At 63.4% G+C, this 16,189-nt stretch carries 9 protein-coding genes; 8 read left to right on the top strand and 1 reads right to left on the bottom strand.

Annotated elements, in window-relative coordinates; all coding sequences use genetic code 11:
• Together THIVI_RS08280 and THIVI_RS08275 are read left to right on the top strand one after the other, a co-directional pair.
• Complete coding sequence (locus tag THIVI_RS08280; RefSeq protein ID WP_014778147.1) at window positions 1-1,092, top strand: lipocalin-like domain-containing protein; 1,092 nt, start codon at window positions 1-3, stop codon at window positions 1,090-1,092.
• 48 nt (window positions 1,093-1,140) lie between these two features.
• Complete coding sequence (locus THIVI_RS08275; RefSeq protein WP_014778146.1) at window positions 1,141-3,735, top strand: DNA phosphorothioation-associated putative methyltransferase; 2,595 nt, start codon at window positions 1,141-1,143, stop codon at window positions 3,733-3,735.
• Window positions 3,736-3,828: 93 nt separating this feature from the next.
• Here THIVI_RS08275 and cobF read toward each other — a convergent pair whose 3' ends face one another.
• The gene (gene cobF, locus THIVI_RS08270) at window positions 3,829-4,602 is read right to left on the bottom strand and encodes a precorrin-6A synthase (deacetylating) (protein ID WP_014778145.1); all 774 of its coding nucleotides are present in this window, start codon (window positions 4,600-4,602) and stop codon (window positions 3,829-3,831) included.
• Window positions 4,603-4,986: 384 nt separating this feature from the next.
• On the opposite strand from cobF, the gene bchE reads away from it, so the two are divergent.
• The 6 genes from bchE to metH all read left to right on the top strand — a co-directional run bounded on the left by bchE (window position 4,987) and on the right by metH (window position 16,188).
• Window positions 4,987-6,720: a magnesium-protoporphyrin IX monomethyl ester anaerobic oxidative cyclase gene (gene bchE / locus THIVI_RS08265; protein WP_014778144.1), complete on the top strand. Its 1,734-nt coding sequence runs from the start codon at window positions 4,987-4,989 to the stop codon at window positions 6,718-6,720.
• Window positions 6,721-7,093: 373 nt separating this feature from the next.
• A complete protein-coding gene (locus THIVI_RS08260) occupies window positions 7,094-8,662 on the top strand; it encodes a cobyric acid synthase (protein WP_014778143.1) in 1,569 nt (522 codons plus the stop codon).
• Window positions 8,663-8,757: 95 nt separating this feature from the next.
• Window positions 8,758-9,195, top strand: a complete 438-nt coding sequence (locus THIVI_RS08255; RefSeq protein ID WP_014778142.1) for a hypothetical protein — start codon at window positions 8,758-8,760, stop codon at window positions 9,193-9,195.
• A complete protein-coding gene (locus THIVI_RS08250; RefSeq protein ID WP_014778141.1) occupies window positions 9,192-11,963 on the top strand; it encodes a KGGVGR-motif variant AAA ATPase in 2,772 nt (923 codons plus the stop codon). Before THIVI_RS08255 ends, THIVI_RS08250 begins: the two co-directional genes overlap by 4 nt.
• 55 nt (window positions 11,964-12,018) lie before the next feature.
• Complete coding sequence (locus tag THIVI_RS08245; protein WP_014778140.1) at window positions 12,019-12,345, top strand: cysteine-rich small domain-containing protein; 327 nt, start codon at window positions 12,019-12,021, stop codon at window positions 12,343-12,345.
• Between the two features lie 84 nt (window positions 12,346-12,429).
• Window positions 12,430-16,188 (top strand): methionine synthase, encoded by a 3,759-nt coding sequence (gene metH / locus THIVI_RS08240; protein WP_014778139.1) that lies wholly within the window; start codon window positions 12,430-12,432, stop codon window positions 16,186-16,188.
• The last annotated feature ends 1 nt before the right edge of the window (window position 16,189 follow it).

The following is a 16,189-nucleotide window of genomic DNA, read 5'->3' as shown; positions in this document are numbered from 1 at the left end:
ATGAAAGGCACGACACGCGCAACCCGGATCCTGCTCGCCGCGGTCTGCTGGCTCGGTCTGGTTCTGCTAACTTCCGCCCGCGCGGAGGATTTCGCGCCGGTGCTGGAGGGGCGCCGACTGACTTTTCCCGCCGATCACGGCGCCCATCCCGAGCAGCGCACCGAATGGTGGTACATCACCGGCTGGCTGACCGACGAGCGGGGTCGTGAACGCGGCTTTCAGGTCACCTTTTTCCGGGTCGGAACCGGCATCGGCGCGGACAATCCGAGTCGCTTCGCGCCGCGTCAGCTCATCCTCGCCCATGCCGCCATCGCCGATCCGAACACCGGACACCTGCTGCACGCCGAGCGGGTCGAGCGCGCGCTCGATCCGCTCGCCGGCGCGACGGTCGGACAGACCCGCGCCTGGATCGAAGACTGGTCGCTGACCCTGGCGGACGGCGCCTACCGGACCCGTATCCGCGCGGATGACTTCGAACTGGATCTAGCCCTGACGCCTACCGGACCGCCGCTGCTCAACGGCCGCGACGGTTTCAGCCAGAAAACACCGGACCCGCTCAACGCCAGCTTTTATTACAGCCGTCCTCAACTCGCGGTCAGCGGCCGGCTGCGTCTCGCCGATACGGACCAACCGGTGACCGGCCGGGCCTGGCTGGATCACGAGTGGTCGAGCGAGATCCTCCCAGAAGAGGCCCAGGGCTGGGACTGGATCGGCATCAACCTGGACGATGGCGGCTCGCTGATGGCGTTTCGGATGCGCCGGCGCGACGGCTCGACCCTCTGGGCCGGCGGCACGCTGCAAGAGGGCGAACAGCCAGCGCGCATCCTGTCCCCCGATCAGGTGAAGTTCCTGCCCGGTCGGCGCTGGCAATCACCCCGCACCGGCGCCGACTATCCGGTCGAGTGGGAGATCGAGATTGCCGACCGGCGTCTGTCGCTGCGCCCGCTGATGGACGATCAGGAACTCGACGGACGCCGTTCCACCGGCGTGGTCTACTGGGAGGGCGCGGCGCGTCTGTTCGAGGCCGAGCGCGAGATCGGGCGCGGTTATCTGGAGATGACCGGGTACTGGCGTCGACCGTTGGGACTTTGATCCAGCAATCGATGGACCGCACAGGCGTTTTTAGACTGGGTGACTGCGATGGGTTCCCTTCCGAGTAAGGTCGTTGGCGGCCGGACCTATGTCCATGTCGATGCCCTATCCTTGCTGGATGCGGCAAGCGCGGCGCGCGTCGCGGAGGCCGAGCGACTGGCCCAGCGCGCGCGTCGGGCGGACTTCACGCTGGTGCGCATCGACGACGCCGGACCCTGCATCGCGCTGCTGAATTACCCAGCGTTCGACGCGGATCCCTTTCCGGCGCTGCGCGAGAGTTGGCTGGCGGATCTCGATCGCGGGACGGTGAGTTATCGGACCTATGCCGATTCGCTCAATCCGCCGATCCTGCATCGCAAGGAACTGCTGCTGCCGCCGGACGATCCCCGTCGCGAGGTCTACGCCGCCTTGACGGCCGTCTGCGAGTCCATCGGCCTGTTCGACGACGTCAAACGCATCGGCTACCGCCGCCAGTGGCTGGCGCTGGTGCGCGAGAAGGGGTATCGCATCGAGGGCCATGCGCTGGTGCCGCTGGGCAACGACGACTCGGACCTGGACGACGAGGAGCCGGCTCCGGCGCATGCCGGCTGGCAGGCGTCGCGCCATCTGACGGCACTGACGCGCTACAGCTTTTCGGCGCCGGTGCAGTCGCTGGCGCGCCACGGGTTTCTGGATGGCCGTTATCGGCTGTTCGACTATGGTTGCGGACGCGGCGACGATGTGCGGGGGCTGGTCGAAAATGGCCTGGACGCCGCCGGCTGGGATCCGTTTCATGCGCCGGACCAACCGATTCAGTCGGCGGACATCGTCAATCTCGGCTTCGTCATCAATGTGATCGAGGACGTCGACGAACGTCTGGAGGCGCTGACCCGCGCCTGGTCGCTGGCGGAGCGGCTGCTGGTGGTCTCGGTGATGCTCGCCAACCAGAATGCCCCACGCGGCGAGCGCTTTCGCGACGGCGTCATGACCCGCCGCGGCACCTTCCAGAAGTATTTTAGTCAGGCCGAGATCAAGGCGTGGTTGGAGCAGGCGCTTGATGAGGAAGCCATTCCGGTCGCGCCGGGCGTGCTGTATGTCTTTCGGGACAAGGATGCCGAGCAGCGTTTTCTGCTCAACCGCTACCGCCCTTCGGCGCCGCTCAGGGCAAGCCCTTCTTCGCTCAGGGCAAGACAACGCCGTCCCCCGAGCGGAGCCGAAGGGAAGCCGCGCCGGGATCGCGCGGCGGAAAAATACGCCGCCTTGCGGGAGCCATTGGATCGCCTCCGGGAGCGCTGGCTGAGTCTGGGTCGCACGCCGGACAAGTCCGAGGTGGACGATCTGGTCATACTGACCGAAGCCTTCGGTTCCTTGCCCAAGGCGCTGCGTTTCCTGGAGACGCGGCATGACCCGGCCGAGATCGCACAGGCCGCCGCCGCGCGCGCCGCCGATCTGACGGTCTATTTCGCCCTGATGCAGTTCGCGCAACGCAAGCCCTACAGCCATCTGGAACGCGGACTGCAACAGGATATCAAGGCGTTCTTCGGCGACTATGCCACCGCGAAGGCGCAAGCGCTGGATCTGCTGTTTAAAATCGCGGACACGGAGTCGCTCGCGGGTGCCTGTCGACAGGCTGCCGAACAGGGGTTGGGCTGGCTCGATTCGGGCCAATCGCTACAACTGCATGCGAGTCTGGTCGAGCGGTTGCCGCCGCTGCTGCGGATCTATGTGGGTTGCGCCGCCGTGCTCTATGGCGACGCCCGTCATGCCGATCTGGTGAAAATCCATATCGGTTCCGGCAAGGTCAGCCTGATGCGTTATGACGACTTCGCGGGCCAGCCGCTGCCGCGCCTGATCGAACGGGTCAAGATCAAGCTGCGCGATCTGGATATCGAGTATTTCGCCTATGGCGAGGAGTACGCGCCGCCCTATCTCTTCCATAAGTCGCGCTATCTCAACGAGGAATTTCCAAACTACCCCGAGCAGGTCGCGTTCGAGCAGGCGCTCGATGACCTGGGGCAGTTCGATCTGACCGGCTATGGTCCGCCCCCCGAGGCGTTCCTGGAGACGCTGGCCCGGCATCGCTGGACCCTCGCCGGATTCGATCTGGTTCGCCCCCGGACCCTGGCGGAACTGGACGCTCCCTGCGGACGTTTTCTGACCTTCCGGCAACTCATCGCGTGCGGCGAGACTCAGGCCGACACGGGGCTGCCCAATCTGCCCCGACAGCCCGAGAGCTACGACGCACTGCTGGAGCTGACGGAGCGGGTGCTGGACCCGGTGATCGACTACTTCGGGATGATCCGCCTGACCTACGGTTTCTGTTCGCCCCAACTCGCCCGCCAGATCCCTGGCCGCATCGATCCCAAGCGCGACCAGCACGCCGCCCATGAACTGAACCGCTTGGGCAAACCGGTGTGCGACCGTCTGGGCGCGGCGGTCGATTTCATCGTCGAGGACGAGAGCATGCTGGAGGTGGCCCGTTGGATCGTCGCCAATACGCCCTTCGATCGGCTGTATTTCTATGGCGACGACCTGCCGATCCATGTCAGTCATGGGCCGAACCGGGATCGCCAGATCGTCTTGATGATCGCGGGCAAATCCGGGCGTCTGGTGCCGCAGGTGGTGTCCAGCCTTCCCGAGGCCGGGGCGCGAGGGTCGGCTTGACGCGCCTTCGCCGGCCACTGGCAAGAGATGCCTACCGGTCCGGACGCCGTCGTGGGCCGGGCGCGCCGCCGACTCGCCGGCAGTCGCGCCGGATCAGATCTCGCCGCTTTTTCTGCGTCGCAGGAGATAGATGTCCATCAGCCAGCCTTTCGCGTCCCTGACCTCGGACTTGGTTTGCAGCAGGTCGGCAAGGACATCGTCCACCGGGCCGGCGACCAGAACCTCGTCGGGACAGCCCAGATAACCGCCCCAGTAGATGTCCATGTTCTGTCCCGTGTAGCGCTGGAAGGAGGCATTGTAGTCGAGCATCACCACGGCGTTGTCGATCTCGGCCGGATCGCAGGTCTCGACGTGGCGGCCCGTGGTGATGGTGATGTTCTCGCCGACGCGGTTGAGCGGGATCTTGTGCCTGGCGGTCAACACCTGGACCGAGGTGATTCCGGGAATGATCTCGAAATCGAGGGCGCCATCCGAGCGGGCGGTCAGGTCGGCGATCAGCGAGACCGTTTGGTCATAGAGCGATGGATCGCCCCAGAGCAGCAGTGCGCCGTTTTGGCCATCCGCCAGTTCGTCGGCGATCAGTCCCTCAAAGAGGGCGCGCTTCTCGTCGTGCCAGCTCTGGACACCTTCCTTGTAGCCTGCGGCGTCCATGCGCCGGGCCGGACTGGTCGCCGTGACCACGCGGTAACCCGTGTCACCCAAATAGTGGCTTAGGATGTCCTGGCGCATCCGCAACAGATCCTCCTTGCCGCGACCCTCCTTCTCCAGCATGAAGAAGACGTCGACCTGCTTGAGCGTCTCGATCGCCTGGATCGTCAGATACTGATGGCCGCCCGGGCCCATGCCGATCAAATAGAGTTTCTTCATCTAAGCCATTAATTCGCGTTAAATCTTTTTAATATCCGTCTGTTGCGAGTGCGCCCATGCCCTCGTGGAGAGCTGGTCGATCAAATCATGGGGTATTGGCGTTCCTGGACTCCGGGACGCGATCAATGGCGATTCTAGCGAGTCGTTGGTATGATTCACAGCTTGAATCTCCACCATTTGCCTGCTGAAGGTAAGCTCTTCGGGCAATGCGACAATTCGGAAGCGAAAAATTTCCGTTCGTCACGGATCACGGTCAATATCCCTTGAAATTGAGGTTGCTCGCGTCGGTGAGACTGATGCATTCTCCCACCCTGCGGCCTCTGAGTGGCCATCGTCTCCAAGGACGTCCCTGGTCGACTGTTCTTGCTAACTCCGGAGCTGACAATGCGTATCCTTTTTGTCCACCCAAACTATAGCGCCGGTGCCGCCGATATCGCCGGTAACTGGTCGCCGGCCTGGGTCGCCTATATCGCGGGCTATCTGAAAGCGGGCGGCTACCAGGACTATCAGTTCGTCGACGCCCTGGTGGACAAACTGGATGACGATCAACTGCGCGTCGCCATCCGCGAAGCCAAGGCCGACATCGTCGCGACCACGGCCATGACGCCCATGATCTACACCGCGCAGCGCGTGTTGCAGATCGCCAGGGAGGAATGTCCCAACGCCATCACCGTGCTCGGCGGTATCCATGGCACCTTCATGTACAAGCAGGTGCTGTCCGAGGCCCCCTGGATCGACGTCATCGTGCGTGGCGAGGGCGAGGCCGTCACCCTCAATCTCGTGCGCTGCATCGACGAGGGCCGTTGGCCGGCCGAGCGCGGGAAGATCCAGGGCATCGCCTATCTGGACGAAAATCAGCAGGCGTTCGCCACGCCGGCGGAACCCTCCATCAAGGACGTCGATTCCATCTGGCCGGACTGGGGCGTTCTGGAGTGGAAGAAGTACATCTATATCCCGCTCGGCGTGCCGGTCGCCACGCCCAACATGGCGCGCGGCTGTCCCTTCACCTGTAGCTTCTGCTCGCAGTGGAAATTCTGGCGCGACTATCGCGTGCGCGATCCCAAGCGCATGGTCGACGAGATCGAGGAGCTGGTAAAGGTCCATGGCATCGGCTTTTTCATCCTCGCCGACGAAGAGCCGCAGATCAACAAGGCGAAGTTCGTCGAGTTCTGTCAGGAACTGATCGACCGCGACCTCGGCATCCACTGGGGCATCAACACCCGTGTCACCGACGTGATGCGCGACGAGGATCTGCTGCCCTTCTACCGCAAGGCCGGTCTTGTACACATCTCGCTTGGCACCGAGGCCGCCGCTCAGCTCAACCTCGACCGCTTCGTCAAGGAGACCACGATCGAGCAGAACAAGCGCGCCATTCAGCTCCTGCAGCAGAACGGCATCGTGACCGAGGCGCAGTTCATCGTCGGCCTCGAAAACGAGACCCGCGAGACCCTGGAGGAGACCTATCGGATGGTCATGGACTGGGGCGCGGACATGGCCAACTGGTCGATGTACACTCCCTGGCCCTTCTCCGACATGTTCACCGAGCTGGGCGACAAGGTCGAGGTCTTCGACTACTCCAAGTACAACTTCGTCTCGCCGATCATGAAGCCCGACAACATCGACCGCGCCGAGCTGCTCGACGGGGTCATGGCCAACTATCGGCGCTTCTACATGCGGAAGATGCTCTTTCAGTATCCCTGGGTGAAGGATCCGTTCCGTCGTCGTTATCTGCTCGGTTGTATCAAGGCTTTCCTCAAGAGCGCCATGGAGCGTCGCTTCTATCAGTTGGGCAAGCAGAATTACTGGGGGCCCACGTTCAAGAAATTCATCCGGTTCGACTACGACAAGACCCGGTCCAAGATCGTCGAGCCGGATCACAACGCCTGGAAGAAGGCGCCCGCCGCCAAGCGTCCGGCGGTGAGTGCGGTCGGCATGGCGCCGCAGGCCTGCGGTGGCGGCGGCTTGCTGATGGACGAGTTCAGCGGCAACGCGACCGCCACGAGCTGCAAGCCGGGGGGTTGCGGCGGTGGTGGCACGCAGCAGTTGCCCGAGAACGAGGTCTTCGTCTCCGTGCCAACGGTGCCCAAGGCCAAGGCGCAGGCCGTCCAAGAGGCCTGATCCCGCGCTGACCCGGCCGCCGGCCGGATCGAATGCCACTGCATCGCGCCCCCGCCTCGTGGGGGCGTTTTTGTTGGCGCGCTGTAGTTGGGAAACAGTTGATGGACACTTTCCAAGTTTCACGCGGAGTACGCGGAGAAAAGGATGATGAATGATGGGGGCGGCATCCAGGGGACATCCCGATGGCCGTCTCTCGGCGTGCTCCGCGTGAGATCGTCATTCAGCAACCGTCCATTTTCTGCTTCCCGAGGGCGCCGGACAGTGCCGCTCAAATGGGGAAACCGTTGATGGGCACTTTCTGATCTGGGGCGGCGACCGGCGGCCCCGCCCGCGATCGCTCCGCCCCGATCTATCCAAAACCCGAGATGCCTCAATGCCCGATACCGTTCCGACCATCCAGATCGACCTGCCGCCGCTCCGTGACAGCGGCCCGCGTCGCGCGCGCGTGCTGATGATCCAGGGGACCGCCTCGGATGTGGGCAAGAGCCTGTTGGTGGCGGGGCTCTGCCGCGCCTTCTCCCGGCGCGGGCTGGCGGTACGTCCGTTCAAGGCGCAGAACATGAGCAACAACGCGGCGGTCACCATCGATACCGACGCCATGCCGGGGCCTGACGGTGAGTTGCCGCGCGGCGAGATCGGACGTGCGCAGGCGCTCCAGGCACGGGCCTGCGGCGTTCCGCCCTCCATCCACATGAACCCGGTGCTGCTGAAGCCGCAGACCAATATCGGTTCGCAGGTGGTGCTGCGCGGGCGCGCGCTCGGCAACTGCCCGGCGCGGGTCTATCACGAGATGCGCCATGGCTTGATGCCGGCCGTGATGGACAGCTTCGAGCGGCTGTGCGCCGAGGCCGATCTGGTGCTGATCGAGGGCGCGGGCAGCGGCGCCGAGGTCTATCTGCGCAAGAGCGACATCACCAACATGCACTTCGCCGAGCGCGCCGGGGCGCCGGTGGTCGTCGTCGGCGACCTGGACAAAGGCGGCACCATGGCCTCGCTGGTCGGCACCTGGCTGTTGCTCGATCAGCCGGATCGAGATCGGGTGGTGGGCTACATCGTCAACAAATTCCGGGGCGACTTCTCGCTCTTCGAGCCGGCCTGCGAGACCATCACCGAGCACACCGGCTGGCCCTTCGTCGGCATGGTGCGCTGGTTCGAGGGTGCCGACCGGCTGCCGGCCGAGGATTCGCTCGCGCTGGAGCGTCCCGCCGAGACCAGCGGCGGGACGCTCAACGTGGCCATTCCGCGTCTGTCGCGGGTGGCCAATTTCGACGACATGGATCCGCTCGCCGCCGAGCCCAGCGTCAACCTGCGCTGGATCAACCCCGGTCATCCGATCCCGGCCGAGACCGACGTGGTCATCCTGCCCGGTTCCAAGGCCACCCGCGCCGATCTTGACGTGCTGCGCCGCGAGGGCTGGGACATCGACATCCTGGCTCACGTTCGCCGAGGCGGGCGCGTGGTCGGGCTCTGCGCCGGTTTCCAGATGCTTGGCCGCGTCGTGCGCGATCCTCTGGGCATCGAGGGCGAGCCGGGCGAGACGCCCGGGCTGGGACTCCTGGACATCGAGACCGAGATCGGCGGCGACAAGCGGCTGATCGAGATGGACGGCCAAGAGCAGCGCAGCGGCTGCCGGATCACCGGTTATGAGATGCACATGGGGCGCACCACTGGCGTCGGACTGGAGCGTCCCTGGCTGGTGCTCGACGACGGCGCGGGCGAGGCGCGTCCCGAAGGCGCCATGACCGCCGACGGGCGGGTCATGGGCGGCTATCTGCACGGCATCTTCGGCGCGGACGCCTTTCGCGCGCACTGGCTGGAACAGGTCGGGGCGCAAGCCGCCCGAATCGACTTCGAGGCCAGGGTCGAGGCCGCGCTGGACGACCTGGCCGATCACTGCGAGGCCTGCCTGGATCTGGATGCGTTGTTGAAGCTGGCCCGCTAGGGCAGCCAGTTTTTCGCCAAGGCGGCGCTCGATGAAGCCTTCCCGCCGGAAGATGCCCGTGCTCTCGCTGTGACTGACTACGAAGAGGGATTGCCATGAGCGGGATCCCGTTCACTAACCGAGAGCTAAGACGCGCTTGGCGTGAGTTATCGGCCATCGCCGCTCCGTCGAACGGTGTTGCACGCAAAAATCCGCACCGACTGCTGCTTTTCTATGCCGTGGAGTGCGGCCTAAAGGCCGTTTGGCTCAAGCGGCAAAGCCGTGATCTGTTTGATTGCGATGATATTGACGATAAAGGTCATAACTTGCGGCAACTGCTCAAGGATCTGAGGGTGGGCGCAAGTCTGTCCTTGCCAGAGAACTTGCAGCTCCAGCCAGTGATCCGAAACGGCAACGACCAACCTCGGAACGGTGGTGTCAGCATTCTGCATCAGGCCTGGCGTTATGGCGGCGAATGCGCTTCGCCCACCGACCAGGATTGCGAAGACCAGTTGCAGCGGGTGCTGAACTGGATTCAAGGAGAACTCAAATGAGTCTGCGTGCCGTAGCCATCGAACGCTTGCTGACATGGCTGGACGTGGAGCGGGCGCTCAAACAGCAAACCACCTTGTGGATCCGGCTGCCCGAGGGCATTCAGGGGGTGGACTGTTTTGCCGATGGCATGGAGATTCGCCACGCCGCCGACCCCTCACAGGTGGACACTTGGCTCGGCGATCTCTTTGGCCACGCCTACCAGCGCGAGCCGCGAGCTATCCGTCTGCGTATCGGGCAGACCACCTACCCAGTCGATCTGGTTCAGGAAGACGCGGCTACGGCGCTTGCCATGGGACAAAATTATCCACTCTGGCGCGATGTCACCTATCTGCCCGCCGATACAAATGAGGTTGAAGTCGGTGCGATCGCAGCGCTGGAGGTCCGGCCATTGGCAAACGCCCCGAAAGACTGGACAAACGGGCCTGAGTTGGTCTCTTTCCATTCATTCAAGGGCGGTGTTGGGCGCACCAGCACACTGATGACCTATGTGGCCGCCTGCATGCAAGACCCAAGTCAGGGATCCAAGAAAGTCCTCGTCGTGGATGCCGATCTGGAAGCTCCCGGCGTCAGCTTTTGGCTCGATGAGGGCAATCGGCCCACCGTGTCCTTCGTGCAACTCTTGGAGGCATTGCATTATCCGCCCGCCGACCTGGACGCCACGCTCGAGTTCTTTGCACAAGAGTTGCGCAAGACGTCCTTGAACGTGGGAGGGGTGCAACGCGAGTTGTTTGTGTTGCCCGCCGCGCTGGATTTGCTCGAAATCCAGGACATGCCGGTGGTGCCCGAACATCTGGCTCGCAACCCATCCAACCCATGGCAGTTGACGGATCATCTGCACGCCCTGGGGCAGCGTCTGGGCGTGGATGCCGTGTTCATCGATCTGAGAGCTGGCCTAAGCGAACTAGCCAGTCCGATTCTGTTTGACCCTCGGGTGGATCACTTCCTTGTCAGCACGGTGGCGCCGCAATCCGTACAGGGTATGGCGGAGGTGCTGCGTCGCTTGTATGCCTTCAACCGCCAGTTGCCCGCGGAGCGGCAGAACGCCGCACGTCCCACGGTCGTGTTGAGTCTTCTGACCAAAGAACTGCGCGATGCAGGCCACTACGAACAGGCTTTGAGAGTGCTGGGCGAAGCCTATCCCACTGCCGACACGGATGATGCATTGACGCCGGGAATCCAGTGGCTGGAGGCAGAGTTTCTGAGCACCTTGATGTCCATTGCCTCCATGCGAGAGGCGCTGGACACCCTGCCTCAATCCAGCCGCTTGTCTGCCAGTGCAACTGAATGGGCTAAGGCACTCTATGCCGCCCCCATACCGTTACGATCAACCAACCAAGGCACCGCGATCAGCCAAAATACGTCTTCGCGGCAAGACCAGGCGCGCAGGCTTCACGAGGTGTGCAAGGCCGCGGAGTTTGCGGACAGCAGCGACACGAGCGAGATCCTGGCGACCGAACCCCTTCTCAATTTAGGAAAACACTACGCAAGAGAACTGCCCAATCTGCTGATGATTGGCGCCAAAGGTTCCGGAAAGACCTTTACTTTCCGGCAGGTGGTTCGAGCGCGTTCATGGCAAATTTTCCTGAAAACGCTGGGCTTCGATGCGAGTGGTCTGATAGATGCCGGGATTTTTCCTGTGCTCTGGTCCAGCAATATCGAAGACAGATCGGATGGAGAGATCAAAGGAGCGCAGGGGTCGGTCCTTGATTCAATTCAAGTTAACAAACAGCTCTTGTTGAGTGACAGCGCTGTTCAAAGAGAGATTAAAGAGGCGCTCCAGCATCCGCCTAATCATTGGGAAGATTTTTGGGACGGCCTTATCGCCCGGCAATTGGATATCACGGAAGGCGGCCTACAAGCGCTGAATCAGTTCTTGGCTGCAAACGAAGTGCGAGTGGTTTTCGTGTTTGATGGTATTGAGGATGCGTTCAAGGATGCCACCGAGGGTCGCGCTTCGGAAGCCATCGAGGCACTGTTGCGGCTGCCCAATCGCGTCAGTGAACTGAATAATCGCCACATCGGCGCCGTGGTGTTTGTGCGCGCGGATTATGTGCAGGCCACGATCCGTCAAAATCTGGGTCAGTTGCTGCAGCGTTTCCAGCCTTTCCGTTTGCAATGGAACCCTGAGAGCTTCCTGCGCCTAGCCTTCATGTTGAGCTGCCAGGCCGGGATCAATGAGGGCGATCTCAAGCTGGCTGAGTCTTTGCGCATTGAGCAGCTAAAAGACAAGCTGGAGAGGTTGTGGGGTAAAAAACTCGGCAACGAGAAATCCAAAGAGGCCCATTCTGCGCGCTGGGTCTATGCCGCACTGTGTGACTTGAAGGGAAACGTTCAGGCGCGTGATCTCGTTCGCTTCCTGAGGATTGCGGCAGATTTGGAATCAGAGCGGATCGGGCAAACATGGCCCGATCGCGTCCTGGCGCCGGAGTCCCTGCGCAAGGCTATTCCACTTTGCAGCATCGAGAAGGTGACCGAGGCGAAGACGGAGATTGCATCCTTGCGAAAATGGGCGGAGCTGATGGAGCAAGAAGGCATCCGAAACCTCAAGGTTCCCTTCAGCATGCAGCAGGCAAAACTCGACACCACCCTGTTGAGCGCATTGCAGGAAATCGGGGTGATCTACGAAGACCTCGACGGTAAATTGGGTGAGGAGCGGTTGTTTCTGCCTGAGATCTATCGTACTGGATTGCGCTTCGAAACCTCGGCTGCTGGTCGACCGCGTATGCAGGCCCTCTTGAAAAAGAACATCGGAGCCATCCCGCTTTGAGATCGACTGCTCTCGAATCCGAAGAACCCTCAACGAGATTTTCAGTTCAGACGCCATGCAACCCAAGGACAGCACCAGCAACGAATCCTTCAAGGGCTTCACCAATCGGGAATGCCCCTTTTATCCCTGCCATCAAGGGGTCAGGCGAGAATTCAACTGTCTTTTCTGCTATTGTCCACTGATCGCTTACGACTGCCCCGGACCCTATCGGGTCTATACGGACAAACACGGACTCCGACGCAAGGACTGCTCCGACTGCCGGCTCCCGCACGACGGCTATCGCGCCTCCTGGGCCTTCATTCAGAAATGGCTGGAGCAGCCTCGGGTCTGGGACGGGCACGAACAGAGCGAGCGCTATCGCCCTTTTCGACGAGAGCGCTAGACACGACTTCCGCGCGTCCCGTCGACCGCCGCCGGTCGTCTTCGACGAGACGCTTCCGTCCAGATCCAACATCCGCGAGTACCCATGTCCGATTCAGCCTCCCGCCTGCGCGAGCGTCTCGAACGCTCCATCCTCATCCTCGACGGCGCCATGGGCACCATGATCCAGCGCCATGGCCTGACCGAGGCCGATTATCGCGGCGAGCGCTTCGCGGACTGGCCGAGCGATCTCAAGGGCAACAACGATCTGCTGACGCTGACCCGCCCCGAGGTCATCGGCGGCATCCATCGCCAGTATCTTGAGGCCGGCGCGGACATCGTCGAGACCAACAGCTTCAACGCGACCCGCGTCTCCATGGCCGATTACGGCATGGAAGCCCTAGCCCATGAGATCAACGTCGCCGCCGCCCGGCTGGCCCGGAGCTGCGCGGACGCCTACGCTACCCCCGAGAAGCCGCGCTTCGTCGCCGGGGTGCTGGGTCCGACCAATCGCACCGCCTCCATCTCGCCGGACGTCAACGATCCGGGGTTCCGCAATATCGACTTCGATACCCTGGTGGCTTCCTACAAAGAATCCACGCGGGGTCTGATCGAGGGCGGGGCGGACATCATTCTGATCGAGACCATCTTCGACACCCTGAACGCCAAGGCGGCCATCTTCGCGGTCAGGCAGGTGTTCGACGAGGACGGCATCGAGCGTCCGATCATGCTCTCGGGCACCATCACCGACCAATCGGGTCGGACCCTGACCGGCCAGACGACCGAGGCGTTTTACAATTCGCTGCGCCATGCCGAGCCGATCAGCATCGGTTTGAACTGCGCGCTCGGACCCTATGAATTGCGCCAGTATGTCGAGGAACTGGCGCGCATCAGCGAGTGCCGCGTCTCCACCCATCCCAACGCCGGGCTGCCGAACGATCTTGGCGGCTATGACCTGGGGCCGGAGGAGATGGCGAAAGAGGTCGCGGACTGGGCGCGCAGCGGCTTTCTCAACATCGTTGGCGGCTGCTGCGGCACCACGCCCGACCACATCCGCGCCATGGCCGGGGCGGTCTCCGGCCTGGCTCCGCGCCCGCTGCCGAGCCTCGCACCGGCCTGCCGGCTCTCGGGTCTGGAGCCCTTCAATATCGGCGCCGAGTCGCTCTTCGTGAACGTCGGCGAGCGCACCAACGTCACCGGTTCGGCGCGCTTCAAGCGGCTGATCAAGGAGGGCGACTACGACACCGCGCTCAGCGTCGCCCTGGAGCAGGTCGAAAGCGGCGCCCAGGTTATCGACATCAACATGGACGAGGGGCTGCTGGACGCGGTCGCGGCCATGGGGCGCTTCCTCAACCTGGTCGCGGCCGAGCCGGACATCGCCAGGGTGCCGGTGATGATCGACTCCTCCAAGTGGGAGGTGATCGAGACCGGGCTCAAGTGCGTCCAGGGCAAGCCCATCGTCAACTCCATCTCCCTGAAAGAGGGCGAGGAGAAGTTCCTGCACCAGGCGCGGCTGTGCCGGCGCTATGGCGCGGCGGTTATCGTCATGGCCTTCGACGAGGCCGGACAGGCCGACACCCAGGCGCGCAAGATCGCGATCTGCACCCGCGCTTACAGGATTCTGACCGAGCAGGTCGGTTTCCCGGCCGAGGACATCATCTTCGACCCCAACATCTTCGCCGTCGCCACCGGCATCGAGGAGCACAACAACTACGCCGTCGATTTCATCGAGGCCACGCGCGAGATCAAACGCACGCTGCCCCACGCCAAGGTCTCGGGCGGCGTCTCCAACGTCTCCTTCTCCTTCCGCGGCAACAACCCGGTGCGCGAGGCGATCCACGCGGTCTTTCTCTATCACGCCATCCAGGCCGGGATGGACATGGGGATCGTCAACGCCGGTCAGCTCGCCATTTATGACGACCTGCCGGCGGAGCTGCGCGAGGCGGTCGAGGACGTCATCCTCAACCGGCGCGACGACTCCACCGAACGGCTGCTGGAGATCGCGCCCAAATACCAGGGCGATGGCGCGGAGGAGGCGCGCCCGGAGGAACAGGAGTGGCGCGGCTGGCCGGTCGAGAAGCGCCTGACGCACGCGCTGGTCAAGGGCATCACCGACTATATCGACGAGGACACCGAGGAGGCGCGCGTGCTGCTTGGGCGTCCGCTGCTGGTCATCGAGGGGCCGCTGATGGCCGGGATGAACCATGTCGGCGACCTCTTCGGCGCGGGCAAGATGTTCCTGCCGCAGGTGGTCAAGTCGGCGCGGGTCATGAAGAAATCCGTGGCCTATCTCTTCCCCTTCCTGGAGGCCGAGAAGGCCGCCTCGGGCGACCTCAGCACCAACAACGGCCGCATCCTCATGGCCACCGTCAAGGGCGACGTGCACGACATCGGCAAGAACATCGTCGGCGTGGTGCTCCAGTGCAACAACTACGAGGTCATCGACCTCGGGGTCATGGTCTCGGCCGACACCATCCTCCAGCGGGCGCGGGAGGAGCAGGTCGATATCGTCGGGCTCTCCGGTCTCATCACCCCCTCGCTCGACGAGATGGTGCATGTCGCCAGGGAGATGGCGCGGCTCGGGATGGAGATCCCGCTGCTGATCGGCGGCGCGACCACCTCCAAGGTCCATACCGCCATCAAGATCGCCCCCCAGCGCGGCGCGCCCGTCATCTATGTGCCGGACGCCTCGCGGGCGGTCGGCGTCGCCTCCAATCTGTTGAGCGACGAGCTGCGCGGGGATTATCTCGCCTCGATCCGCGAGGAGTACGCCCGCGTCCGCGCCGAGCGCGAGGGCAAGGACTCGGGGCGCAAGTCGATGCCCATCGCCGCCGCGCGCGCCAACCGGGTACCGATCGACTGGGCCGACTACCAGCCGCCCAGGCCCTGGCTGCTCGATCCCGCGCACCCGGTCGAGGACGACTTCGGACTCAGGGTCGAGCGGGTAGGGGACAGCCTGATCGGCGTCATCGACGACTTTCCGCTCGCCGATCTGGTCGGCTATATCGACTGGTCGCCCTTCTTCAACGCCTGGGAGCTGGCGGGCAAATACCCGGCGATCCTGGATGACGCAGTCGTCGGCAAGGAGGCGCGCGAACTCTTCGCCGACGCCCAGACGTTCCTCGATCGTCTGGTGCGCGAGCGGTGGGTCACGGCCCGTTGTGTCATCGGCTTCTTCCCGGCCAACGCGGTCGGGGACGACGACATCGCACTCTATGCCGACGAGACCCGCGCCGCGCCCCTCGCGACCCTGCGCCATCTGCGACAACAGATGGTGCGCAGCGCCGAGCGCAATCAGCCCAACCTCTGTCTGTCCGATTATGTTGCCCCGCTCGCCACGGGTCGACCGGACTACCTCGGTGCTTTCGCCCTCACCGCCGGAGTCGGGATCGAGGCGCATCTGGCACGCTTCGAGGCCGACCACGACGACTACAGCGCTATCATGCTCAAGGCGCTCGCCGACCGGCTCGCCGAGGCCCTGGCCGAGCGTCTGCACCAACTGGTGCGCACCCGTTACTGGGGACATAACCCGGACGAATCCCTGAGCAACGAGGCGCTCATCGCCGAGCGTTATGAAGGCATCCGCCCGGCGCCCGGCTATGCCGCTTGCCCGGATCACACCGAGAAGGGCACCCTCTGGCAACTGCTCGCGCCCGACCGGCGCATCGGTCTCACCCTGACCGAGAACTTCGCCATGCTGCCGACCGCCGCCGTTTCCGGCTGGTACTTCTCGCATCCGCAGGCACGCTATTTCGGCACCGGCAAGATTCAAAAGGACCAGGTGACGGACTATGCCGAGCGCAAGGGCATGACGTTGGCCGAGGCCGAGCGCTGGCTATCCCCGGTGCTGGGATACGATTCGTAGG

The organism is Thiocystis violascens DSM 198 (genome assembly GCF_000227745.2).
Classification (GTDB): Bacteria; Pseudomonadota; Gammaproteobacteria; order Chromatiales; family Chromatiaceae; genus Chromatium; species Chromatium violascens.
Note: the sequence above shows the minus strand (reverse complement) of the source record. Positions and strands in the feature narration are given on the sequence as shown.

Coding starts and splice junctions, on each gene's coding strand:
- THIVI_RS08280 (WP_014778147.1), top strand. CDS start 1: ATGAAAGGCACGACACGCGCAACCCGGATCCTGCTCGCCGCGGTCTGC.
- THIVI_RS08275 (WP_014778146.1), top strand. CDS start 1,141: ATGGGTTCCCTTCCGAGTAAGGTCGTTGGCGGCCGGACCTATGTCCAT.
- cobF (WP_014778145.1), bottom strand. CDS start 4,602: ATGAAGAAACTCTATTTGATCGGCATGGGCCCGGGCGGCCATCAGTAT.
- bchE (WP_014778144.1), top strand. CDS start 4,987: ATGCGTATCCTTTTTGTCCACCCAAACTATAGCGCCGGTGCCGCCGAT.
- THIVI_RS08260 (WP_014778143.1), top strand. CDS start 7,094: ATGCCCGATACCGTTCCGACCATCCAGATCGACCTGCCGCCGCTCCGT.
- THIVI_RS08255 (WP_014778142.1), top strand. CDS start 8,758: ATGAGCGGGATCCCGTTCACTAACCGAGAGCTAAGACGCGCTTGGCGT.
- THIVI_RS08250 (WP_014778141.1), top strand. CDS start 9,192: ATGAGTCTGCGTGCCGTAGCCATCGAACGCTTGCTGACATGGCTGGAC.
- THIVI_RS08245 (WP_014778140.1), top strand. CDS start 12,019: ATGCAACCCAAGGACAGCACCAGCAACGAATCCTTCAAGGGCTTCACC.
- metH (WP_014778139.1), top strand. CDS start 12,430: ATGTCCGATTCAGCCTCCCGCCTGCGCGAGCGTCTCGAACGCTCCATC.